General features: G+C 66.1%; 32 protein-coding genes. 30 read left to right on the top strand and 2 right to left on the bottom strand.

All coding sequences use genetic code 11. The features are described from left to right. The 30 genes from F0415_RS02270 to F0415_RS02125 form a co-directional block, all read left to right on the top strand. Nucleotides 1-127: EF-Tu C-terminal domain-related protein (locus tag F0415_RS02270; protein WP_483964253.1), on the top strand; the 127-nt coding region annotated here is incomplete at its 5' end. Between the two features lie 240 nt (nucleotides 128-367). Continuing rightward, nucleotides 368-679: a 30S ribosomal protein S10 gene (gene rpsJ, locus F0415_RS02265; RefSeq protein ID WP_022968186.1), complete on the top strand. Its 312-nt coding sequence runs from the start codon at nucleotides 368-370 to the stop codon at nucleotides 677-679. Between the two features lie 10 nt (nucleotides 680-689). Continuing rightward, nucleotides 690-1,337 (top strand): 50S ribosomal protein L3, encoded by a 648-nt coding sequence (gene rplC, locus F0415_RS02260; RefSeq protein ID WP_149859566.1) that lies wholly within the window; start codon nucleotides 690-692, stop codon nucleotides 1,335-1,337. 10 nt (nucleotides 1,338-1,347) lie between these two features. After that, a complete protein-coding gene (gene rplD, locus F0415_RS02255) occupies nucleotides 1,348-1,950 on the top strand; it encodes a 50S ribosomal protein L4 (protein ID WP_149859565.1) in 603 nt (200 codons plus the stop codon). Next, a complete protein-coding gene (gene rplW / locus F0415_RS02250) occupies nucleotides 1,947-2,243 on the top strand; it encodes a 50S ribosomal protein L23 (protein WP_149859564.1) in 297 nt (98 codons plus the stop codon). The genes rplD and rplW overlap by 4 nt, the downstream gene beginning before the upstream one ends. Nucleotides 2,244-2,254: 11 nt before the next feature. Beyond that, nucleotides 2,255-3,082 (top strand): 50S ribosomal protein L2, encoded by an 828-nt coding sequence (gene rplB / locus F0415_RS02245; protein WP_149859563.1) that lies wholly within the window; start codon nucleotides 2,255-2,257, stop codon nucleotides 3,080-3,082. A 6-nt stretch (nucleotides 3,083-3,088) separates the two neighbouring features. Then, nucleotides 3,089-3,361, top strand: a complete 273-nt coding sequence (gene rpsS, locus F0415_RS02240) for a 30S ribosomal protein S19 (protein WP_149859562.1) — start codon at nucleotides 3,089-3,091, stop codon at nucleotides 3,359-3,361. An 11-nt stretch (nucleotides 3,362-3,372) separates the two neighbouring features. Then, nucleotides 3,373-3,708 carry a 50S ribosomal protein L22 gene (gene rplV / locus F0415_RS02235; protein WP_149859561.1) on the top strand — a complete coding sequence of 112 codons (336 nt, stop codon included), beginning with the start codon at nucleotides 3,373-3,375 and terminating at the stop codon, nucleotides 3,706-3,708. Between the two features lie 15 nt (nucleotides 3,709-3,723). Continuing rightward, nucleotides 3,724-4,428, top strand: coding sequence for a 30S ribosomal protein S3 (rpsC, locus tag F0415_RS02230; RefSeq protein WP_149859560.1), 705 nt, complete (start codon nucleotides 3,724-3,726; stop codon nucleotides 4,426-4,428). A gap of 6 nt (nucleotides 4,429-4,434) precedes the next feature. Continuing rightward, nucleotides 4,435-4,848, top strand: coding sequence for a 50S ribosomal protein L16 (gene rplP / locus F0415_RS02225; RefSeq protein ID WP_149859559.1), 414 nt, complete (start codon nucleotides 4,435-4,437; stop codon nucleotides 4,846-4,848). A gap of 1 nt (nucleotide 4,849) precedes the next feature. After that, nucleotides 4,850-5,035 carry a 50S ribosomal protein L29 gene (gene rpmC / locus F0415_RS02220; protein ID WP_149859558.1) on the top strand — a complete coding sequence of 62 codons (186 nt, stop codon included), beginning with the start codon at nucleotides 4,850-4,852 and terminating at the stop codon, nucleotides 5,033-5,035. A gap of 9 nt (nucleotides 5,036-5,044) precedes the next feature. After that, nucleotides 5,045-5,308, top strand: coding sequence for a 30S ribosomal protein S17 (gene rpsQ / locus F0415_RS02215; RefSeq protein ID WP_149859557.1), 264 nt, complete (start codon nucleotides 5,045-5,047; stop codon nucleotides 5,306-5,308). A gap of 12 nt (nucleotides 5,309-5,320) precedes the next feature. Beyond that, a complete protein-coding gene (gene rplN, locus F0415_RS02210) occupies nucleotides 5,321-5,689 on the top strand; it encodes a 50S ribosomal protein L14 (RefSeq protein ID WP_149859556.1) in 369 nt (122 codons plus the stop codon). Nucleotides 5,690-5,704: 15 nt separating this feature from the next. Beyond that, nucleotides 5,705-6,019: a 50S ribosomal protein L24 gene (gene rplX / locus F0415_RS02205; RefSeq protein WP_149859555.1), complete on the top strand. Its 315-nt coding sequence runs from the start codon at nucleotides 5,705-5,707 to the stop codon at nucleotides 6,017-6,019. 11 nt (nucleotides 6,020-6,030) lie between these two features. After that, nucleotides 6,031-6,570 (top strand): 50S ribosomal protein L5, encoded by a 540-nt coding sequence (rplE, locus tag F0415_RS02200; protein WP_149859554.1) that lies wholly within the window; start codon nucleotides 6,031-6,033, stop codon nucleotides 6,568-6,570. Nucleotides 6,571-6,586: 16 nt separating this feature from the next. Beyond that, nucleotides 6,587-6,892, top strand: a complete 306-nt coding sequence (rpsN, locus tag F0415_RS02195) for a 30S ribosomal protein S14 (RefSeq protein ID WP_149859553.1) — start codon at nucleotides 6,587-6,589, stop codon at nucleotides 6,890-6,892. Between the two features lie 61 nt (nucleotides 6,893-6,953). Then, entirely contained in the window at nucleotides 6,954-7,349 is a 396-nt protein-coding gene (gene rpsH / locus F0415_RS02190; RefSeq protein ID WP_149859552.1) for a 30S ribosomal protein S8, read from the top strand. Between the two features lie 11 nt (nucleotides 7,350-7,360). Further along, on the top strand, nucleotides 7,361-7,888 hold the full coding sequence (rplF, locus tag F0415_RS02185; RefSeq protein ID WP_149859551.1) for a 50S ribosomal protein L6: 528 nt from the start codon (nucleotides 7,361-7,363) through the stop codon (nucleotides 7,886-7,888). A gap of 31 nt (nucleotides 7,889-7,919) precedes the next feature. Then, nucleotides 7,920-8,273, top strand: coding sequence for a 50S ribosomal protein L18 (gene rplR / locus F0415_RS02180; RefSeq protein WP_425457806.1), 354 nt, complete (start codon nucleotides 7,920-7,922; stop codon nucleotides 8,271-8,273). A 73-nt stretch (nucleotides 8,274-8,346) separates the two neighbouring features. Beyond that, nucleotides 8,347-8,868 carry a 30S ribosomal protein S5 gene (gene rpsE / locus F0415_RS02175; protein WP_149859549.1) on the top strand — a complete coding sequence of 174 codons (522 nt, stop codon included), beginning with the start codon at nucleotides 8,347-8,349 and terminating at the stop codon, nucleotides 8,866-8,868. After that, complete coding sequence (rpmD, locus tag F0415_RS02170; protein ID WP_149859548.1) at nucleotides 8,861-9,043, top strand: 50S ribosomal protein L30; 183 nt, start codon at nucleotides 8,861-8,863, stop codon at nucleotides 9,041-9,043. The genes rpsE and rpmD overlap by 8 nt, the downstream gene beginning before the upstream one ends. A 20-nt stretch (nucleotides 9,044-9,063) precedes the next feature. Next, the gene (rplO, locus tag F0415_RS02165; protein WP_149859547.1) at nucleotides 9,064-9,501 is read left to right on the top strand and encodes a 50S ribosomal protein L15; all 438 of its coding nucleotides are present in this window, start codon (nucleotides 9,064-9,066) and stop codon (nucleotides 9,499-9,501) included. Between the two features lie 4 nt (nucleotides 9,502-9,505). Next, entirely contained in the window at nucleotides 9,506-10,879 is a 1,374-nt protein-coding gene (gene secY / locus F0415_RS02160) for a preprotein translocase subunit SecY (protein WP_149859546.1), read from the top strand. 249 nt (nucleotides 10,880-11,128) lie between these two features. Next, complete coding sequence (gene rpsM / locus F0415_RS02155; protein WP_149859545.1) at nucleotides 11,129-11,485, top strand: 30S ribosomal protein S13; 357 nt, start codon at nucleotides 11,129-11,131, stop codon at nucleotides 11,483-11,485. 12 nt (nucleotides 11,486-11,497) lie between these two features. Next, nucleotides 11,498-11,887 carry a 30S ribosomal protein S11 gene (rpsK, locus tag F0415_RS02150; RefSeq protein ID WP_149859544.1) on the top strand — a complete coding sequence of 130 codons (390 nt, stop codon included), beginning with the start codon at nucleotides 11,498-11,500 and terminating at the stop codon, nucleotides 11,885-11,887. A gap of 21 nt (nucleotides 11,888-11,908) precedes the next feature. Then, nucleotides 11,909-12,538 (top strand): 30S ribosomal protein S4, encoded by a 630-nt coding sequence (gene rpsD / locus F0415_RS02145; RefSeq protein ID WP_149859543.1) that lies wholly within the window; start codon nucleotides 11,909-11,911, stop codon nucleotides 12,536-12,538. A gap of 22 nt (nucleotides 12,539-12,560) precedes the next feature. Next, nucleotides 12,561-13,556, top strand: a complete 996-nt coding sequence (locus F0415_RS02140; protein ID WP_149859542.1) for a DNA-directed RNA polymerase subunit alpha — start codon at nucleotides 12,561-12,563, stop codon at nucleotides 13,554-13,556. Nucleotides 13,557-13,585: 29 nt separating this feature from the next. Further along, entirely contained in the window at nucleotides 13,586-13,966 is a 381-nt protein-coding gene (gene rplQ, locus F0415_RS02135) for a 50S ribosomal protein L17 (protein WP_149859541.1), read from the top strand. Between the two features lie 176 nt (nucleotides 13,967-14,142). Beyond that, nucleotides 14,143-14,652, top strand: a complete 510-nt coding sequence (locus F0415_RS02130; RefSeq protein ID WP_149859540.1) for a disulfide bond formation protein B — start codon at nucleotides 14,143-14,145, stop codon at nucleotides 14,650-14,652. A gap of 70 nt (nucleotides 14,653-14,722) precedes the next feature. After that, complete coding sequence (locus tag F0415_RS02125; RefSeq protein WP_149859539.1) at nucleotides 14,723-16,117, top strand: class II 3-deoxy-7-phosphoheptulonate synthase; 1,395 nt, start codon at nucleotides 14,723-14,725, stop codon at nucleotides 16,115-16,117. 15 nt (nucleotides 16,118-16,132) lie between these two features. Here the strand turns inward: F0415_RS02125 and F0415_RS02120 are convergent, their stop codons facing one another. Both F0415_RS02120 and yczE read right to left on the bottom strand, forming a co-directional pair. Beyond that, on the bottom strand, nucleotides 16,133-16,972 hold the full coding sequence (locus tag F0415_RS02120; protein ID WP_149859538.1) for a PhzF family phenazine biosynthesis protein: 840 nt from the start codon (nucleotides 16,970-16,972) through the stop codon (nucleotides 16,133-16,135). Next, nucleotides 16,972-17,655, bottom strand: a complete 684-nt coding sequence (gene yczE / locus F0415_RS02115) for a membrane protein YczE (protein ID WP_149859537.1) — start codon at nucleotides 17,653-17,655, stop codon at nucleotides 16,972-16,974. Before yczE ends, F0415_RS02120 begins: the two co-directional genes overlap by 1 nt. Nucleotides 17,656-17,700 lie beyond the last annotated feature (45 nt).

The raw sequence follows: 17,700 nt of genomic DNA, 5'->3' as shown, positions 1-17,700 counted from the left end.
GGGCGACAACGTGAAGATGGTGGTGTCGCTGATTGCGCCGATCGCGATGGACGAGGGCCTGCGTTTCGCGATCCGCGAGGGCGGCCGCACCGTCGGCGCCGGCGTGGTTTCCAAGATCATCAAGTAAGGGTATAATCCCGCGCCCGGCTGCCCCCAGGCGGCCAGACATACCGAAAAGAGGGGCAGGAAGCCCCTCGTGTTCGCGCCCAGGAAGGGCGGCGCCCGAGGAAACCCCTGTTTGACAGGGGGCATTCATGCGGGCTAAAATTTCCGGCTCGGTGGACCGTCTGGTCCACCGAGCTTGTTTTCCACGGGAACCAGGGCCCGACGCCCCTGGCTCCGTCGCTCTTTACCCAAGGACATCGCCATGGCGGACCAGAAGATCCGGATTCGGCTGAAGGCCTACGATCATCGCCTGATCGATCGCTCGGCCTCCGAGATCGTTGAGACGGCCAAGCGGACCGGCGCGCAGGTGCGCGGCCCGATCCCGCTGCCGACCAAGATCGAACGCTACACAGTGCTGGTGTCGCCGCACGTCGACAAGGACGCGCGCGACCAGTACGAGACCCGCACCCACAAGCGCGTGCTGGATATCGTGGACCCCAACGACAAGACCGTGGATGCGCTCATGAAGCTCGAGCTCGCCGCCGGCGTGGACGTCCAGATCAAGCTGACCTGAGGACACGACCATGACGACCAAGAGCATTGGCATCGTGGGCCGGAAGGCGGGCATGAGCCGCATCTTCACCGATGACGGCCGCTCCATCCCGGTCACCCTGATCGAAGCCACCCCGAACCGGATCACCCAGGTCAAGACGGTGGAGACCGACGGCTACAGCGCCGTGCAGGTGACCGCCGGCAGTCGCCGCGCGTCCCTGGTCAACAAGCCGCTGGCGGGTCACTACGCCAAGGCCAAGGTCGAAGCCGGTCGTGGCCTGTGGGAGTTCCGCATCGAGGACAAGGACGCCGGCAGCTACCAGGTCGGTGGTGAGATCAAGGCCGACATCTTCAAGGTCGGGCAGCTGGTGGACGTGTCCGGCGTGACCAAGGGCAAGGGCTTCCAGGGCACGATCAAGCGGCACAACTTCACCATGGGCGACGCCACCCACGGTAACTCCTTGTCGCATCGCGCCCCGGGTTCCATCGGCCAGCGTCAGACTCCGGGCCGTGTGTTCCCGGGCAAGAAGATGGCCGGTCACATGGGCGCCGTGCGCCAGAGCATGCAAAACCTGGAAGTGGTCAAGGTCGACGCCGAGCGCGGCCTGATCGCGGTCAAGGGTTCCGTCCCGGGTGCGCCGGGCGGCGACGTGGTCGTTCGCCCCGCCAGCAAAGGTTGAGGAGTAGGAAATGGAACTCGCCGTCATTGGAAGCGGCAAGGCGCTGTCGGTTTCCGACGCCGTCTTCGGCCGTGAGTTCAGCGAAGACCTGGTGCACCAGGTGGTGGTTGCATTCCGCAACGCCGGCCGCGCCGGCACCAAGGCCCAGCTGAGCCGCTCGGAAGTGAGCGGCACGACCAAGAAGTTCAAGAAGCAGAAGGGCGGCGGTGCCCGCCATGGCGACTATCGCGCGCCGATCTTCGTCGGTGGCGGTGTGTCGTTCGCCGCCAAGCCGCGTAGCTTCGCCCAGAAGGTGAACCGGAAGATGTACCGCGCCGCCATCTGCGCGATCCTCTCCGAGCTCAATCGGCAGGGTCGGCTCAAGGTGGTGGATGCTTTCGACGTCGCCGAGCCCAAGACCAAGGCCCTGGTGGCCAAGCTGGCCGAGCTGGGCACCGATCGTCCGCTGATCGTCACCGAGGAAGGCAGCGAGGCGCTGTACCTGGCCGCCCGCAACCTGCCGTACGTGCAGGTTCGCGACGTGCAGGGCCTGGACCCGGTGGCGCTGGTCGGCGCCGAGAACGTGATCATGACCGCCGACGCGGTCAAGAAGGTCGAGGAGTGGCTGGCATGAGCAACATCAAGATCCTCGGCGTGATCCGCGCCCCGCGCGTTTCCGAGAAGACCGCGCGCCTGCAGGAGACGTCCAACCAGTACGTCTTCGAGGTTGCGCAGACCGCCACCAAGGCCGATGTGAAGTCGGCGGTGGAGTCCCTGTTCGACGTCAAGGTCGAGGCGGTCAACGTCGTCAACGTGAAGGGCAAGAGCAAGTCCTTCCGCAACCGTGCCGGCCGCCGCGGCGACTGGCGCAAGGCATACGTTCGCCTGGCCGAAGGCCAGACGATCGACGTGATGGCCAAGGCCTGAGGTAGGAACCCATGGCACTGCAGACTTACAAGCCGACCTCGCCTGGCCGCCGCGCCATGGTGCGGGTCTCCAACGCCGACCTGCACAAGGGCGGTCCGCTGCCGTCACTGGTCGAGAAGAAGGGCAAGACCGGTGGTCGCAACAACTACGGCCGTATCACCACCCGGCACATCGGCGGCGGTCACAAGCACCACTACCGCATCATCGACTTCAAGCGCGACAAGGAGGGTATTCCGGCCCGTGTCGAACGCCTGGAGTACGACCCGAATCGTACCGCGCACATTGCCCTGCTGTGTTATGCCGACGGCGAACGTCGCTACATCATCGCGCCCAAGGGCCTTTCCGAGGGTGACCAGGTGATTTCCGGCAAGGATGCTCCGATCAAGGTTGGCAACAGCCTGCCTTTGCGCAACATGCCGGTCGGTTCGACCGTGCACTGCATCGAGATGAAGCCGGGCAAGGGTGCCCAGTTGGCCCGTGCCGCTGGCGCCGGTGCCCAGCTGATTTCCCGCGAAGGTGGTTACGCCACCCTGCGGTTGCGTTCCGGCGAGATGCGCAAGGTGCCGGCCGACTGCCGCGCCACCATCGGTGAGGTCGGCAACAGTGAGCATAACCTGGAGAAGCTGGGCAAAGCCGGCGCGAAGCGCTGGCGCGGCATCCGGCCGACTGTTCGCGGCGCCGCCATGAACCCGGTCGACCACCCGCACGGCGGCGGCGAGGGCCGCGCCGGCCAGGGCAACCCGCATCCGGTGTCGCCGTGGGGCACGCCGGCCAAGGGTTACAAGACGCGCAAGAACAAGCGCACCCAGAAGTTCATTGTGCGCGATCGCAGGGGTTGATAGGCCATGGCACGTTCTCTCAAGAAGGGTCCCTTCGTCGACCACCATCTGCTCAAGAAGGTGGAAGCCGCGCAGGGCAGCAACAAGAAGCCGATCAAGACCTGGTCGCGCCGTTCGATGATCCTGCCGGAAATGGTCGGTCTGACCATTGCCGTGCACAACGGCAAGGTGCACATCCCGGTCCTGGTCAACGAGAACATGGTGGGTCACCGGCTCGGCGAGTTCGCCCTCACCCGGACTTTCAAGGGTCACGGCGGCGACAAGAAGGCCGGCAAGTAAGGAGCATGACAATGGAAGCCAAGGCCATCCTCCGCACTGCCCGGATCTCGCCGCAGAAGGCCCGTCTGGTCGCCGACCAGGTTCGGGGCATGCAGGCGTCCCGTGCGCACGAGCTGCTCAAGTTCTCCGACAAGAAGGCTGCCCACCTGATCGGCAAGGTCCTGTGGTCGGCCATTTCGAATGCCGAAAACAACCTCGGCGCTGACATCGACGAGCTCAAGGTGTCGTCCATCATGGTCGACGAGGGCCCTGTCCTGAAGCGCTTCATGGCCCGCGCCAAGGGCCGCGGCACCCGCATCCTCAAGCGCACCAGCCACATCACCGTGGTTGTGGGCTCGGGCAAGTAAGGCAGGGACGACAACATGGGTCACAAAGTTCATCCGACCGGTATCCGCCTGGGCATCGCCAAGGACTGGAACTCGAAGTGGTTCGCCAACAAGCGCGAGTACGCGCAGTACCTCACCTCGGACCTGAAGGTCCGGGAGATGCTGCGCAAGAAGCTCGCCCAGGCGGGTGTTTCGAAGATCCTGATCGAGCGCCCCTCCAAGTCTGCCCGCGTCACCATCCATTCGGCCCGTCCGGGTGTGGTGATCGGCAAGCGCGGCGAGGACATCGAGAAGCTGCGCAAGGAAGTGTCCGAGATCATGGGGGTGCCGGCGCACATCAATGTCACCGAGGTGCGCAAGCCTGAGCTCGACGCCCAGCTGGTGGCCGAGTCGATCGCCCAACAGCTCGAGCGCCGCATCATGTTCCGTCGTGCAATGAAGCGGGCTGTCGGCAATGCCATGCGCCTGGGTGCCCTGGGTATCAAGGTCAACGTTGCCGGCCGCCTGAATGGCGCCGAGATCGCCCGCTCGGAGTGGTACCGCGAAGGCCGTGTGCCCCTGCACACCCTGCGCGCGGACATCGACTACGGCTTCGCCGAGGCCTCGACCACCTACGGCGTGATCGGGGTGAAGGTCTGGATCTACAAGGGCGAAGTCTTCGACTTCAGCCAGGTCGGCCAGGAGAAGCAGGAGGAGCGCCAGGAGCGCCCGTCCCGCCAGGCCGCCAAGGAAGCGAGGTAACAGGTCATGCTGCAACCCAAGCGAACCAAGTACCGAAAGGTCTTCAAGGGCCGCAACGAGGGCCTGAGCTGGAACGGTAACGCCGTCAGCTTCGGCGAGTACGGGCTGAAGGCCACGTCGCATGGCCAGCTTACCGCACGCCAGATCGAGGCGGCGCGTCGTTCGATCAGCCGCTATGTCAAGCGCGGCGGCAAGATGTGGATCCGCGTGTTCCCGGACAAGCCGGTCACGAAGAAGCCCATCGAAGTCCGCATGGGCGCGGGCAAGGGCAACGTCGAGTACTGGGTGGCGCAGATCCAGCCAGGCCGCATGATCTATGAGATCGAGGGCGTGGACGAGGCGACTGCCCGCGAGGCCTTTCGCCTGGCTGCTGCCAAGTTGTCGGTGACCACCACTTTCGTGACCCGGACGGTGCGCTGATATGGAACTCAAGGAACTTCGTGAAAAGTCGCCGGCCGACCTGAAGGCGCACTTGGTGGACCTGCACAAGGAGCAGTTCGCGCTCCGCATGCAGAAGGCCACGGGCCAGCTGAGCGCCCCCCACCGCATCAGGCAGGTCCGTCGCGAGATAGCGCGCACGATGACCGTGCTGACCGAGAAGAAGTAAGGGCGAGCCATGAGCGATAATGCCAAGCAGCTGCGCACGGTCGAAGGCCGCGTCGTCAGCAACAAGATGAACAAGACCGTCACCGTGCTCGTCGAGCGCCAGGTCAAGCACGCCCTGTACGGCAAGTACATCAAGCGTTCGACCAAGTTGCACGCGCACGACGAGGACAATGCCTGCAACGAGGGCGATGTGGTGCGTGTCGCCGAATGCCGGCCGCTGTCCAAGACCAAGAACTGGCGCGTGGTCGAAGTCGTCACGCGCGCGGCGAAGTAAGGAGTCCAGGACATGATCCAGGTACAGAGCTACCTCGAGGCCGCCGACAACTCCGGCGCCAAGGAGGTGATGTGCATCAAGGTGCTCGGCGGCTCCAAGCGCCGCTACGCGCACATCGGTGACATCATCAAGGTGACCGTCAAGGACGCGATTCCGCGCGGCAAGGTCAAGAAGGGCGAGGTCTACGACGCCGTCGTGGTTCGCACCCGTTCCGGCGTGCGCCGCCCGGATGGTTCGCTGATCCGCTTCGACGGCAACGCCGCCGTGCTGCTGAACAACAAGCAGGAGCCGATCGGCACCCGCATCTTCGGGCCCGTGACCCGTGAGCTTCGTTCCGAGAAGTTCATGAAGATCGTGTCGCTCGCTCCCGAAGTCATCTGAGCGAGGACAGAACAAATGAACCGTATCCGCAAGGGCGACCAGGTGATCGTGATCGCCGGCGCCGAGAAGGGCAAGAAGGGTGAGGTTGTGCGTGTGGCTGGCGACCGCGTCGTCGTCCAGAACGTCAACCTGATCAAGCGTCACACCAAGCCGAATCCCCAGGCTGGCGTGGCCGGTGGCATCGTCGAGCGTGAGGCGCCGATCCACATCTCCAACGTGATGCTGCTCAATCCGGCCACGGGCAAGGGCGAGCGCATCGGTTTCAAGGTCCTCGAGGATGGAAGCAAGGTTCGTGTCTTCCGCTCGAGTGGTGAGGCGATCGACGCCTGAGGAAATGCGCCATGACCCGGCTTGAGAAGATTTACAAGGAACAGGTGGTGCCGAAGCTGATCGAGCGCTTCGGTTACAAGAACCCGATGCAGGTGCCCCGCATCAGCAAGATCACGCTCAACATGGGTGTGGGCGAGGCCGTGGGCAACAAGAAGGTGCTGGAGAACGCCGTCGACGAGATGGCCAAGATCTCCGGCCAGAAGCCGGTCACCACCAAGGCCCGTGTCTCGGTCGCCAGCTTCAAGATCCGCGACGGCTGGCCGATCGGCTGCAAGGTCACCCTGCGCCGCGCCAGGATGTACGAATTCCTGGACCGCCTGATCAACGTTTCCCTGCCGCGCGTCCGCGACTTCCGTGGCGTTTCGGCCCGTTCGTTCGACGGCCGGGGCAACTTCAACATGGGCGTGAAGGAGCAGATCATCTTCCCGGAAATCGACTTCGACGCCGTCGATGCGATTCGCGGCATGGACATCGCCATCACCACCACGGCGAAGACCAACGAGGAAGCCAAGGCGCTGCTCGAGGCCTTCAACTTCCCGTTCCGCAACTGAGCCCAGGACCAGAATCATGGCCAAGACTTCGATGGTTAACCGCGACCTCAGGCGCCGGAAGCTCGTGCAGAAGCACGCTTCCAAGCGCGAGGCGCTGAAGAAGATCATCTCCAGCCCCACCGCCTCCTACGAGGAGAAGATGGAGGCTGCCGCCAAGCTGCAGAAGTTGCCGCGCGACTCCAGCCCGAGCCGCATCCGCAACCGCTGTGAGCTGAGTGGGCGTCCGCGCGGCGTGTATCGCAAGTTCGGCCTCGGCCGCAACAAGCTGCGCGAAGCGACCATGCGCGGCGACGTGCCCGGCCTGCGCAAGGCCAGCTGGTAATCGCCGGCCCCTCGGGGCTTGCGGATATCGGTGCTCCAGAACCCACAGAAGGTAAGCGACAATGAGCATGACTGATCCCATCGCCGACATGCTGGTGCGCATCAAGAATGCGCTCGCCGTCGGCAAGCCGCAGGTTTCCATGCCTGCCTCCAAGATGAAGCTGGCGATCGCCAAGGTCCTCAAGGACGAAGGCTACATCGGCGACTTCCGCAGCGTTGGCGAGGGTGCCAAGGCGACCTTGGAGATTTCCCTCAAGTACTACGCTGGCAAGCCGGTGATCGAGCGCCTGGAGCGCGTGTCCCGTTCGGGTCTGCGCCAGTACAAGGGCAAGAACGACCTGCCCAAGGTGCTGGCCGGTCTCGGTGTGGCCATCATCTCCACTTCCAAGGGGCTGATGACCGACCGCCAGGCCCGCGCCGAGGGCGTGGGTGGCGAAGTCATCTGCCTGGTGGCCTAAGGAGTACTGCCATGTCCCGCGTTGCCAAGAAGCCGATTCCCCTGCCCAAGGGTGTCGAGTTCAACGTCTCCGCCGACAAGGTGACCGTCAAGGGCCCCAAGGGAGCCCTGAGCCTGGCTCGCCCGTCCGGCGTCGATTTCAAGGTCGAGAACGGCCAGGTGCAGTTGTCGGCGGCGGAGGCCGCCAATGTGCCGATGGCTGGCACCGCCCGCGCCATTCTGGCCAATATGGTCGCTGGCGTGTCCGAGGGCTTCAGCCGCAAGCTCGAACTGGTCGGCGTGGGTTTCCGCGCATCCATGCAGGGCAAGGACCTGAACCTGAGTCTCGGTTTCTCCCATCCGGTGGTGTTTACCGCGCCGGAGGGAATCACCCTGGCCACTCCGTCGCAGACCGAAATCGTGGTCAGCGGCGCCGACAAGCAGCAGGTGGGCGAGGTGGCGGCCAAGATCCGCGCCTTCCGCAAGCCCGAGCCTTACAAGGGCAAGGGCATCCGCTATGCCGGCGAGAAGATCATCATGAAGGAAGCCAAGAAGGCCTAAGGGCGCTTCAGCTTCCGCGAGGTATATGACCATGGAAAAGAAGACCGCCCGTCTCCGCCGCGCCAAGTCCACCCGCGCCCACATCCGCAACCTGGGCGTGGCCCGGCTGTCCGTGCTGCGTAGCGGCCAGCATATCTATGCCCAGGTGTTCAGCGCCGACGGCTCCAAGGTGCTGGCGGCCGCTTCCACCGTCCAGGCCGACGTGAAGGAGGGGCTGAAGAGCACCAAGAACCTCGAGGCCGCCGCCAGGGTCGGCCGTGCCATTGCCGCCAAGGCGCTGGCTGCGGGCATCGACAAGGTGGCTTTCGACCGGTCCGGATACCGTTACCACGGCCGCGTCAAGGCGCTAGCCGATGCCGCTCGCGAGGGCGGCCTGCAGTTCTGAGACCATCAGGTCCAGGTTCCACGAGCCACCCACAACTACAAGCGGCCCAGGCCGTAAGCATCCAGGAAACGACATGAGCAGCAACGAGCGCGAGCGCAATCGCGGCGAGAGCGAGGACGGCTTCATCGAGAAGCTGGTCGCGGTCAACCGCGTGTCCAAGACCGTCAAGGGCGGTCGTCAGTTCACCTTCACCGCGCTGACGGTGGTCGGCGACGGCGCCGGCAAGGTTGGCTTCGGTTACGGCAAGGCGCGCGAAGTGCCGGTGGCCATCCAGAAGTCCATGGAGTACGCCCGCCGGTCCATGGTGTCGGTCGAGTTGAACAATGGCACCCTGTTCCATCCGGTCAAGGCCAATCATGGTGCGGCCCGCGTGTACATGCAGCCGGCCTCGGAAGGTACCGGCGTGATCGCCGGCGGCGCCATGCGCGCGGTGCTCGAGGCAGTCGGCGTGAAAGACGTGTTGGCCAAGGCGGTCGGCTCGCGCAACCCCATAAACCTGGTTCGCGCCACGGTCAAGGGCCTGGCTGCGGCCCAGTCGCCGGCCCGGATCGCTGCCAAGCGCGGCAAGAAGGTGGAGGAGATCCTCAATGGCTGAGAAGACCATCAAGGTCCGCCTGGTCAAGGGCCTGCGCGGCTGTCAGCAGCGCCATCGCGTCTCGGTACGCGCCCTCGGCCTGAACAAGCTCAATGACGTCCGCGAACTCAAGGACTCCCCGTCCGTTCGCGGCCTGATCAACCAGCTGCACTACCTGGTGCGCGTCGAGTCCTGAGCGCCCGGAGGATAGAGATCATGAAACTCAACACGCTCAAGCCCGCCGAAGGTGCCCGCAAGGACCGCGTGCGCGTCGGCCGCGGCATCGGCTCCGGCCTCGGCAAGACCGCCGGCCGCGGCCACAAGGGCTCCTACGCCCGCACCGGCAAGGGCAAGATCAAGCCCGGCTTCGAGGGCGGCCAGATGCCGATGCAGCGCCGTCTGCCCAAGATCGGTTTCCGTTCGCGCACCAAGAACGACACCGCCGAAGTGCTGTTGTATCAGCTGGAGCGCCTGGAAGCGGGTGAGATCGACATTGCCGCCCTGCGCGCCGCCAAGCTGGTGCCTGCCACTGCCAGGCAGGCCAAGGTGGTGAAGAAGGGTGAGGTCAGCAAGAGGTTCGTGCTCAAGGGCGTGCTTGCGACCGCGGGTGCCAAGGCCGCGATCGAGGCCGCCGGTGGCAGCGTGACGGAGTAATCCCTTGTCCCGTTCCCTCTCCGCAGCTGGTTCCCTGGGCGGGCTCGGCAAGTTCACCGAGCTCCGCCAGCGCTTGCTGTTCGTCGTCGGCGCCCTGATCGTCTACCGCATCGGCAGTTACATTCCGGTGCCGGGCATCGATCCGGAGGCGATGTTGCGGCTGATGGAGCAGCAGCAGGGGACCATCGTGGACATGTTCAACATGTTCTCCGGCGGCGCCCTGAACCGCTTCAGCCTGTTCGCCCTGAACGTAATCCCGTACATCTCCGCGTCCATCATCGTGCAGCTGATGGGCCAGGTGTACGAGCCCTGGAAGGCGTTGAGGAAGGAGGGCGAAAGCGGCCGGCGCAAGCTGACCCAGTATTCGCGGGTGGGCGCCGTGTTCCTGGCCATCGTCCAGGCCGGTTCGATCGCCTCGATGCTGCAAGGACAGCCCGGGGTCGTCTACGCGCCCGGACCCGGCTTCATCCTGACCGCGATCGTGGCGCTGACCGCTGGCACCATGTTCCTGATGTGGCTGGGCGAGCAGATCACCGAGCGCGGCGTCGGCAACGGTATCTCGCTGATCATCTTCGCCGGTATCGTGGCCAGCCTTCCCGGCGCCACCGTCAGCACCTTCCAGCAGGTCAGCAATGGCGAGCTGAGCTGGTTCGCCATGCTGGTGATTCTGGCGCTGGTGCTGGGCGTGACCTATTTCGTGGTGTTCATGGAGCGCGGCCAGCGCCGCATCCCGGTGAACTACGCCCGCCGCCAGGGTGGTCGCCAGGCCTACATGAACCAGAGTTCGCATCTGCCGCTGAAGCTGAACATGTCCGGCGTGATTCCGGCTATCTTCGCCTCCAGCCTGATCATGTTCCCGGCCACCATGGCCCAGTGGTTCGGACAGACCGGCGCCCCCACCGGCGACGGCTGGCGCGATCGGCTCGGCGTGGTCCTGCAGGACCTCAGCCAGGCCCTGGCGCCGAGCGAGCCCCTGCACATGCTCCTTTACGGGGCCATGATCATGGGGTTTGCGTTTTTCTACACGGCCCTGGTGTTCAACAGCCAGGAGACAGCCGACAACCTGAAGAAGTCCGGCGCCCTGGTGCCGGGCATCCGCCCCGGCAAGGCCACGGCCGACTACATCGACGGCGTGCTGACCCGGCTGACCCTGGTTGGTTCCCTGTACCTGGTGCTGGTATGCCTGCTGCCCGAGGTGTTGCGGGCATTCTGGCCGGTCCCGTTCTATTTCGGCGGCACCTCGCTGCTGATCGTGGTGGTGGTGGTGATGGACTTCACCGCCCAGATCCAGGCTCACCTGATGTCGCATCAGTACGAGAGCCTGATGAAAAAGGCGAATCTGAAGGGTGGTTCCCGCGGCGGCTTCGCCCGCGGCTGAGGAACCCCCGACGATGGGCGATCCGCGCGGCGGCTTGGCGCGCGGATGGGCCCTCCCGGTCCCGCGCTGGAGGAGCGCGGGCGCCCGGGCCCTTGGAAGGGGCCGGGCAGGGAAGGGTCCGTCGCCGGAGCATGGGCACACTCCCCATGCCGGGTTTCCCGGGGTCGGCCCCGGGGGGCTACAAAGGAACCCCAGGCCCTAGTACAATTGCTGATTCACTGCGCTCAACTAAGTTTTGGAGATCGCCTGATGGCGCGCATTGCGGGTGTCAACCTGCCTGTCCAGAAGCACGTCTGGGTGGGCCTGCAGAGTATCTACGGCATCGGCCGTACCCGGTCCAGGCTGGTTTGCGAGGCGGCCGGCGTCGCCCCGACCACGAAGATCCGTGACCTTTCCGAGCCGGAAATCGAGCGCATCCGCGCCGAGGTGGCCAAGTATACGGTCGAGGGCGACCTGCGCCGCGAGGTCGGCATGTCGATCAAGCGATTGATGGACCTGGGCTGCTACCGCGGCCTGCGCCATCGCCGCGGCCTCCCGCTGCGCGGCCAGCGCACCCGCACCAATGCCCGGACCCGCAAGGGCCCGCGCAAGGCCATCAAGAAGTAAGGACCGCGCCCAATGAACAAGCCGGCTGCCAAGACCAAGAAGAAGATCAAGCGTGTCGTCACCGACGGCATCGCCCACGTCCAGGCGTCTTTCAACAACACCATCGTCACCATCACCGACCGCCAGGGCAATGCACTGTCCTGGGCGACCTCGGGTGGCGCGGGCTTCCGCGGTTCCCGCAAGTCCACTCCGTTTGCGGCCCAGGTCGCCGCCGAAAAGGCCGGCAAGGCTGCCCTCGATTACGGCGTGAAGACCCTCGAGGTCCGCATCAAGGGTCCTGGTCCGGGCCGCGAGTCGGCGGTGCGTTCGCTGAACGCCTGCGGTTACAAGATCACCAACATCGTCGACGTCACCCCCATCCCGCACAACGGGTGCCGGCCGCCGAAGAAGCGCCGCGTCTGACGGGAAGAGGAGACTAGGGAAATGGCTCGTTACATCGGTCCCACCTGCAAGCTGGCCCGTCGCGAAGGCGCCGACCTCGGCCTGAAGTCGCCGGCCCGCGCCATCGACTCCAAGTGCAAGCTGGAGCAGAAGCCCGGCCAGCATGGCGCCGCCGCCAAGCGCGGCAAGCTGTCCGACTACGCCAACCAGCTGCGCGAGAAGCAGAAGGTCAAGCGTATTTACGGCCTGCTGGAGCGGCAGTTCCGCAATTACTACAAGAAAGCCTCCAACCGGAAGGGCAACACCGGCGAGAACCTGCTGCAGATGCTCGAGCAGCGCCTCGACAATGTCGTCTACCGCATGGGTTTCGCGGTCACCCGTCCGCAGGCCCGTCAGCTGGTGTCGCACAAGGGCGTTCTGGTGAACGGCAAGGCCGTCAACCTGCCGTCCTACCAGGTCAAGGCCGGCGACAGCATCCAGCTGACCGAGCGTGCCCAGAAGCACCTGGTCGTGCAGGAGGCCGTCACCCTGGCCCAGCAGATGGATCTGGTTCCGAGCTGGGTCGAGGTGGACGCGAAGAAGTTCTCCGGCGTCTTCAAGGCCGTCCCGGACCGCTCCGACCTGCCCTCCGACATCAACGAAGCGCTGATCGTCGAGCTGTACTCGAAGTAATCCTCCAGGAGACGCCTTGACCATGACGGTTACCGCCACCCAGGTGCTGCGCCCCCGCGGCCCGCACATCGAACGCCTCGGTGCAAACCGCGCCAAGGTGACCATTGAGCCGCTCGAGCGCGGCTATGGCCACACGCTCGGCAATGCCCTGCGCCGCGTGCTGCTGTCCTCGATTCCCGGTTTCGCCATCACCGAAGTGGAGATCGACGGCGTGCTGCACGAGTACACCACGGTCGAGGGCTTGCAGGAGGACGTGCTCGAAGTCCTGCTGAACCTCAAGGACGTGGCCATTCGCATGCACAACGTGGACCACACCACGCTGACGCTGCAGAAGAAGGGGCCGGGCGTTGTCACCGCCGGCGACATCAAGACCGACCACAATGTCGAGATCTTCAATCCCGAGCACGTGATCTGCACGCTGACCAAGGATACGGCGCTGAACATGCGGCTCAAGGTCGAACGCGGCCTCGGCTACCAACCAGCGGTGGACCGCCGCCGTCCGGACGAGGAAGCGCGCCCGATCGGCCGGCTGATGCTGGACGCCTCCTTCTCGCCGGTGCGTCGCGTGGCGTACTCGGTCGAGGCCGCCCGCGTCGAGCAGCGGACCGACCTCGACAAGCTGGTGCTCGAGATCGAGACCAACGGCACCATCGACGCCGAGGAGGCCGTGCGTACCGCCGCCGACATCCTCACCGATCAGCTGTCGGTGTTCGGCGACTTCACCCAGCGCGAGCGCGGCCCGGCCAAGTCCGCTGCCACCGGCGTGGATCCGGTGCTGCTGCGTCCGATCGACGACCTGGAGCTGACCGTCCGTTCGGCGAACTGCCTCAAGGCCGAGAACATCTACTACATCGGCGACCTGATCCAGCGCACCGAGGTCGAGCTGCTCAAGACCCCTAACCTGGGCAAGAAGTCGCTCACCGAGATCAAGGAAGTGCTGGCCCAGCGTGGCCTGTCGCTGGGCATGAAGCTCGAGAACTGGCCGCCGGCCGGCCTCCAGCAGGGCATGCTGGGCTGAGTCCAGGCATCTAGAAGGGAATTACGACCATGCGTCACCAGAAATCCGGCCGCAAGTTCAGCCGCACCAGCTCCCACCGGGAAGCCATGTTCCGCAACATGGCCGCATCGCTGATCAAGCACGAGCTGATCCGCACCACCCTGCCGAAGGCCAAGGAGCTGCGCCGCGTCGCCGAGCCGTTGATCACCATCGGCAAGAACGACGGCGTCGCCAACCGCCGCCTGGCCATGTCGCGGCTGCGCGACAAGGAGGCGGTGGGCAAGCTGTTCGTCGAATTGGGGCCGCGTTACAAGGCCCGCCCAGGCGGTTACCTGCGCATCCTCAAGTGCGGCTTTCGTCCGGGCGACAATGCCCCGATGGCCTACGTCGAGCTGGTGGATCGGCCGCAGGCTGCCGAGGCTGCCGAGTAGTACCGGCCGCCTGAGGCTGGTTGCAACGCGAACCCCGGCCTCGGCCGGGGTTCGCTGTTTTCGGCGCCTGCAAGCATCCGCATTCCGGGTCCGGGTACGTGCCGCCGCAGGGGTCGCGGAAACTTCCGGTGCGGCGAGCGGTCGATGTAGGCTGATGCCGCTTCCCAGGAGTTCCCATGCGCGCCAATCCGCTCCGTTGGAGTTTCCGCGGCCAGTTTCTCGCCGGCTTCGCGTCTTGCGCCAGCCTGCTGGCCTACGCCCTGTACGCGCAGTTCGGCATGCTGCTGATGCCGTGTCCGCTCTGCATCCTGCAACGCATTGCCTTCGCGGTAATGGGCCTGGTCTTCCTGGCCGGCGGCCTGCACTCGCCGCGGGGCCGGGGCGGACGGGCGGCATACGGCCTGCTGGTCTTCCTGCCGGCCGCCGCCGGCGCCGGCGTGGCCGGGCGGCACGTCTGGCTGCAATCCCTGCCGGCCGAGGACGTGCCCCTTTGCACCAGCATGGGCCTGGACTACATGGTGGAGGCCATGGGCATGTTCGAGGCCCTGGCCAAGGTGCTGCAGGGCTCGGGCGAATGTGCCGCGATCGACTGGACCTTTCTCGGTCTGTCCATGCCGGCCTGGACCCTGGTGTGGTTCGTGGCCCTCGGCGGGTTCGCCCTTTGGGCGGGGTTTCGTCGCCGGTGAGACCGCGACCGCCGCTGGGTCCCCGTCGTCCCTGTGGCATGATGACCAGCCCGATCCGGAACCCTTCGAGATGACCGTGCCAGACCGCAGCCTGCAGCCCGTATCCGTCGCCGCCGACTGGGCGCCGGACAGCTGGCGTGGTCGCCCGGCGGCACAGCAGCCGGTCTATCCGGATCCCGAGGCCCTGGCCGGCGTGCAGGAGGAGTTGCGGCGCTTGCCGCCCCTGGTGACCTCCTGGGAGATCCTGGAGCTCAAGCGCCTGCTGGCGGAAGCGCAGGAAGGCAAGCGGTTCCTGCTGCAGGGCGGCGATTGTGCCGAGAGTTTCGCTGACTGCGAGTCGGGCCTGGTTTCCAACCGCCTGAAGGTCCTGCTGCAGATGAGCCTGGTGCTGGTGCATGGCTTGCGCTTGCCGGTGGTGCGCGTGGGCCGTTTCGCCGGCCAGTACGCCAAACCGCGCTCGGCCGATACCGAAACCCGTGAAGGCCGGACCCTGCCCAGCTACCGCGGCGACTTCATCAACGGGCCCGAATTCTCCGACGCCGCCCGCACACCGGATCCGCGCCGCATGGTCAAGGGGCACGCCCGCTCGGCCATGACCATGAACTTCGTCCGGGCGTTGATCGACGGCGGCTTTGCCGACCTGCACCACCCCGAGTACTGGGATCTGGGCTGGGTGGGGCACTCGCCGCTGGCCGACGAGTACCAGCGCATGGTCGCCGCCGTCGGCGACGCCGTGCGTTTCATGGAGACGCTGTCCGGCGAGGCGCTGCACAACCTCAACCGGGCCGACTTCTACACTTCGCACGAGGCGTTGCTGTTGCCCTACGAGGAAGCGCTGACCCGGCAGGTGCCACGCCAGTGGGGCTGGTTCAACCTCTCCACCCACTTCCCGTGGATCGGCATGCGCACCGCCGACCCCGAGGGCGCTCACGTCGAATACTTCCGCGGTTTGCGCAATCCGGTTGCGGTCAAGTTGGGACCCTCGGCGACGCCCGACCGGCTGTTGCGGCTGGCCGATCTGCTCGATCCCGGCAATGAACCGGGGCGGCTGACCTTCATCCATCGCATGGGCGCCACCAGGGTGGCGGAGTGCTTGCCGCCGCTGCTGGAGGCGGTGCGGCGCGAAGGCCGGCGCGTGCTCTGGGTTTGCGATCCGATGCACGGCAACACGGAGGTGGCCAGCAATGGCTACAAGACCCGCCGTTTCGAGAACATCCGTGCCGAGCTGGAACAGGTCTTCGAGCTGCACGCCGCGGCCGGAACGCGCCTGGGCGGTGTCCACCTGGAGCTGACCGGCGAGAACGTCACCGAATGCACCGGCGGCGCCCGTGAACTGACCGATGCCGACCTGCAGCGGGCCTACCGCTCCACCGTGGATCCGCGCCTGAACTACGAGCAGTCGCTCGAGATCGCCATGCTGATCGTGCGCAAGCAGGCCAGCCTGGCACGACCGCTGGCGCCATGAAGGCTGGCTGCTGCCTCAGCCGGCACCTGTCGTCTCCACGGCGGTCCCGCTGACCCGGATACCGGCCCCGGACCCGAGCGGCACGGTGACCAGGAGTCGGCTCGGGCGGCCCATGTCCGTACCCTGGTGAATCAGCACGCGCCGGCTGGCCGGCAGGGCGTCTATGGCAGCCAGCCAGGCACCCAGGGCGGCGGCGGCGGCACCAGTGGCCGGGTCCTCGATGACGCCGCCCGGAGGAAAGGGGTTGCGGGCGTGGAACAGGTCGGGCGCCTCGCGCCAGACCAGGGCGACCGTGGTCCAGCCGGCCTGGCGCATCAGGGCGGCCAGGGCATCGAAGTCGTAGTCCAGTCGGCGCAGCCTGTCGCGACTGGCCGTCGCGATCACCGGGTGCCAGGCGCCGGCATAGCCGATCGCGGGTGGTAGCGCGGGGTCGAGTTCGTCCCGCCGCCAGTGCAGCGCCGACAGGATACCGTCCAGGGCCTCAGCGGCCAGCGGCTCGACGCGCGGCGGCACACTCACCAGCGTCGCCGTCCGCTGCGCGTCCACGGCGACGCGGACCCGCCCGGCCCGGGTGTGGAAGTCCAGGTCGCCCGGTCCATGGCGGTCGGCATGGGCGACCGCTGCCGCGATCGTCGCGTGCCCGCAGAAGCTGACTTCCGCCAGCGGACTGAAGTAGCGCACGTCGAAGCCGCCGCCGGAGCGTGCGGAAAGGAAGGCGGTTTCCGAATAGCCCACCTCGGCGGCGATGCGTTGCATGTCGGCCTCGGCCAGCTCGCGCGCATCGAGCACCACCCCTGCCGGGTTTCCGCCGGCCGGATCGCTGCTGAAGGCGCAGTAGCGCAGGATTTCGGTCATCACCTGGAGCCTCGCTGCCCGAGCGTGGTGGGGTTGCCGGCCTCCAGCCTGACGGTCAGCCGGGGCAGGAACAGCTGGGTCAGCGGACCCACCCCGAAGGCGAACAGTACGGTCCCGATACCGGCCACGCCACCCAGTCCGATGCCGGCCACCAGCACCGAAGCCTCGATCGCGGTGCGGACCCGCCAGACCGGCCTGCCGGTCCGGCGGACCAGGCCGGTCATCAGCCCGTCGCGGGGCCCGGGCCCGAGCTGCGCGCCGATGTACAGCGCGGTCGCGAAGGCGCAGACGACGATGCCGGCGGACATGTACAGCATGCGCGTGAGCAGGCTTTCGGGGCTACCCAGCCAAGCGAGGTTGAGGTCGGCGAAGGGGCCCAGCAGCAGCGAATTGGCGATCGTGCCCAGGCCCGGCATCTGGCGCAGGGGGATCCAGGCCAGCAGGATCAGCAGCGATGTCAGCACCATCACCCCGCCCAGCGACAGCGGCAGGTGGCGGGCGGCGCCGACGTGGAAGACGTCCCAGGGCGAGGCGCCGACCGCACCTTCCACCATCAAGGCGACCGACAGGCCGTAGACCCACAGCCCGAGCAACAGCCGGAGCAGGCGTTCCGGCAGGCGACCGGCGCTCAGCTGGGCCAGCGGCCCCAGGGAGGCGAGGGGGAGGCAGGAGTTCTTGTCCATGACCAGACTTTGGCGATAATTGGCCTGCAATTACATAGCCAATTC

Source organism: Arenimonas fontis (assembly GCF_008386465.1).
Classification (GTDB): Bacteria; Pseudomonadota; Gammaproteobacteria; order Xanthomonadales; family Xanthomonadaceae; genus Arenimonas; species Arenimonas fontis.
The sequence above is the reverse complement of the archived record's forward strand: the minus strand, read 5'-3'. Positions and strand labels throughout refer to the sequence as shown.

Coding starts and splice junctions, on each gene's coding strand:
- rpsJ (WP_022968186.1), top strand. CDS start 368: ATGGCGGACCAGAAGATCCGGATTCGGCTGAAGGCCTACGATCATCGC.
- rplC (WP_149859566.1), top strand. CDS start 690: ATGACGACCAAGAGCATTGGCATCGTGGGCCGGAAGGCGGGCATGAGC.
- rplD (WP_149859565.1), top strand. CDS start 1,348: ATGGAACTCGCCGTCATTGGAAGCGGCAAGGCGCTGTCGGTTTCCGAC.
- rplW (WP_149859564.1), top strand. CDS start 1,947: ATGAGCAACATCAAGATCCTCGGCGTGATCCGCGCCCCGCGCGTTTCC.
- rplB (WP_149859563.1), top strand. CDS start 2,255: ATGGCACTGCAGACTTACAAGCCGACCTCGCCTGGCCGCCGCGCCATG.
- rpsS (WP_149859562.1), top strand. CDS start 3,089: ATGGCACGTTCTCTCAAGAAGGGTCCCTTCGTCGACCACCATCTGCTC.
- rplV (WP_149859561.1), top strand. CDS start 3,373: ATGGAAGCCAAGGCCATCCTCCGCACTGCCCGGATCTCGCCGCAGAAG.
- rpsC (WP_149859560.1), top strand. CDS start 3,724: ATGGGTCACAAAGTTCATCCGACCGGTATCCGCCTGGGCATCGCCAAG.
- rplP (WP_149859559.1), top strand. CDS start 4,435: ATGCTGCAACCCAAGCGAACCAAGTACCGAAAGGTCTTCAAGGGCCGC.
- rpmC (WP_149859558.1), top strand. CDS start 4,850: ATGGAACTCAAGGAACTTCGTGAAAAGTCGCCGGCCGACCTGAAGGCG.
- rpsQ (WP_149859557.1), top strand. CDS start 5,045: ATGAGCGATAATGCCAAGCAGCTGCGCACGGTCGAAGGCCGCGTCGTC.
- rplN (WP_149859556.1), top strand. CDS start 5,321: ATGATCCAGGTACAGAGCTACCTCGAGGCCGCCGACAACTCCGGCGCC.
- rplX (WP_149859555.1), top strand. CDS start 5,705: ATGAACCGTATCCGCAAGGGCGACCAGGTGATCGTGATCGCCGGCGCC.
- rplE (WP_149859554.1), top strand. CDS start 6,031: ATGACCCGGCTTGAGAAGATTTACAAGGAACAGGTGGTGCCGAAGCTG.
- rpsN (WP_149859553.1), top strand. CDS start 6,587: ATGGCCAAGACTTCGATGGTTAACCGCGACCTCAGGCGCCGGAAGCTC.
- rpsH (WP_149859552.1), top strand. CDS start 6,954: ATGAGCATGACTGATCCCATCGCCGACATGCTGGTGCGCATCAAGAAT.
- rplF (WP_149859551.1), top strand. CDS start 7,361: ATGTCCCGCGTTGCCAAGAAGCCGATTCCCCTGCCCAAGGGTGTCGAG.
- rplR (WP_425457806.1), top strand. CDS start 7,920: ATGGAAAAGAAGACCGCCCGTCTCCGCCGCGCCAAGTCCACCCGCGCC.
- rpsE (WP_149859549.1), top strand. CDS start 8,347: ATGAGCAGCAACGAGCGCGAGCGCAATCGCGGCGAGAGCGAGGACGGC.
- rpmD (WP_149859548.1), top strand. CDS start 8,861: ATGGCTGAGAAGACCATCAAGGTCCGCCTGGTCAAGGGCCTGCGCGGC.
- rplO (WP_149859547.1), top strand. CDS start 9,064: ATGAAACTCAACACGCTCAAGCCCGCCGAAGGTGCCCGCAAGGACCGC.
- rpsM (WP_149859545.1), top strand. CDS start 11,129: ATGGCGCGCATTGCGGGTGTCAACCTGCCTGTCCAGAAGCACGTCTGG.
- rpsK (WP_149859544.1), top strand. CDS start 11,498: ATGAACAAGCCGGCTGCCAAGACCAAGAAGAAGATCAAGCGTGTCGTC.
- rpsD (WP_149859543.1), top strand. CDS start 11,909: ATGGCTCGTTACATCGGTCCCACCTGCAAGCTGGCCCGTCGCGAAGGC.
- F0415_RS02140 (WP_149859542.1), top strand. CDS start 12,561: ATGACGGTTACCGCCACCCAGGTGCTGCGCCCCCGCGGCCCGCACATC.
- rplQ (WP_149859541.1), top strand. CDS start 13,586: ATGCGTCACCAGAAATCCGGCCGCAAGTTCAGCCGCACCAGCTCCCAC.
- F0415_RS02130 (WP_149859540.1), top strand. CDS start 14,143: ATGCGCGCCAATCCGCTCCGTTGGAGTTTCCGCGGCCAGTTTCTCGCC.
- F0415_RS02125 (WP_149859539.1), top strand. CDS start 14,723: ATGACCGTGCCAGACCGCAGCCTGCAGCCCGTATCCGTCGCCGCCGAC.
- F0415_RS02120 (WP_149859538.1), bottom strand. CDS start 16,972: ATGACCGAAATCCTGCGCTACTGCGCCTTCAGCAGCGATCCGGCCGGC.
- yczE (WP_149859537.1), bottom strand. CDS start 17,655: ATGGACAAGAACTCCTGCCTCCCCCTCGCCTCCCTGGGGCCGCTGGCC.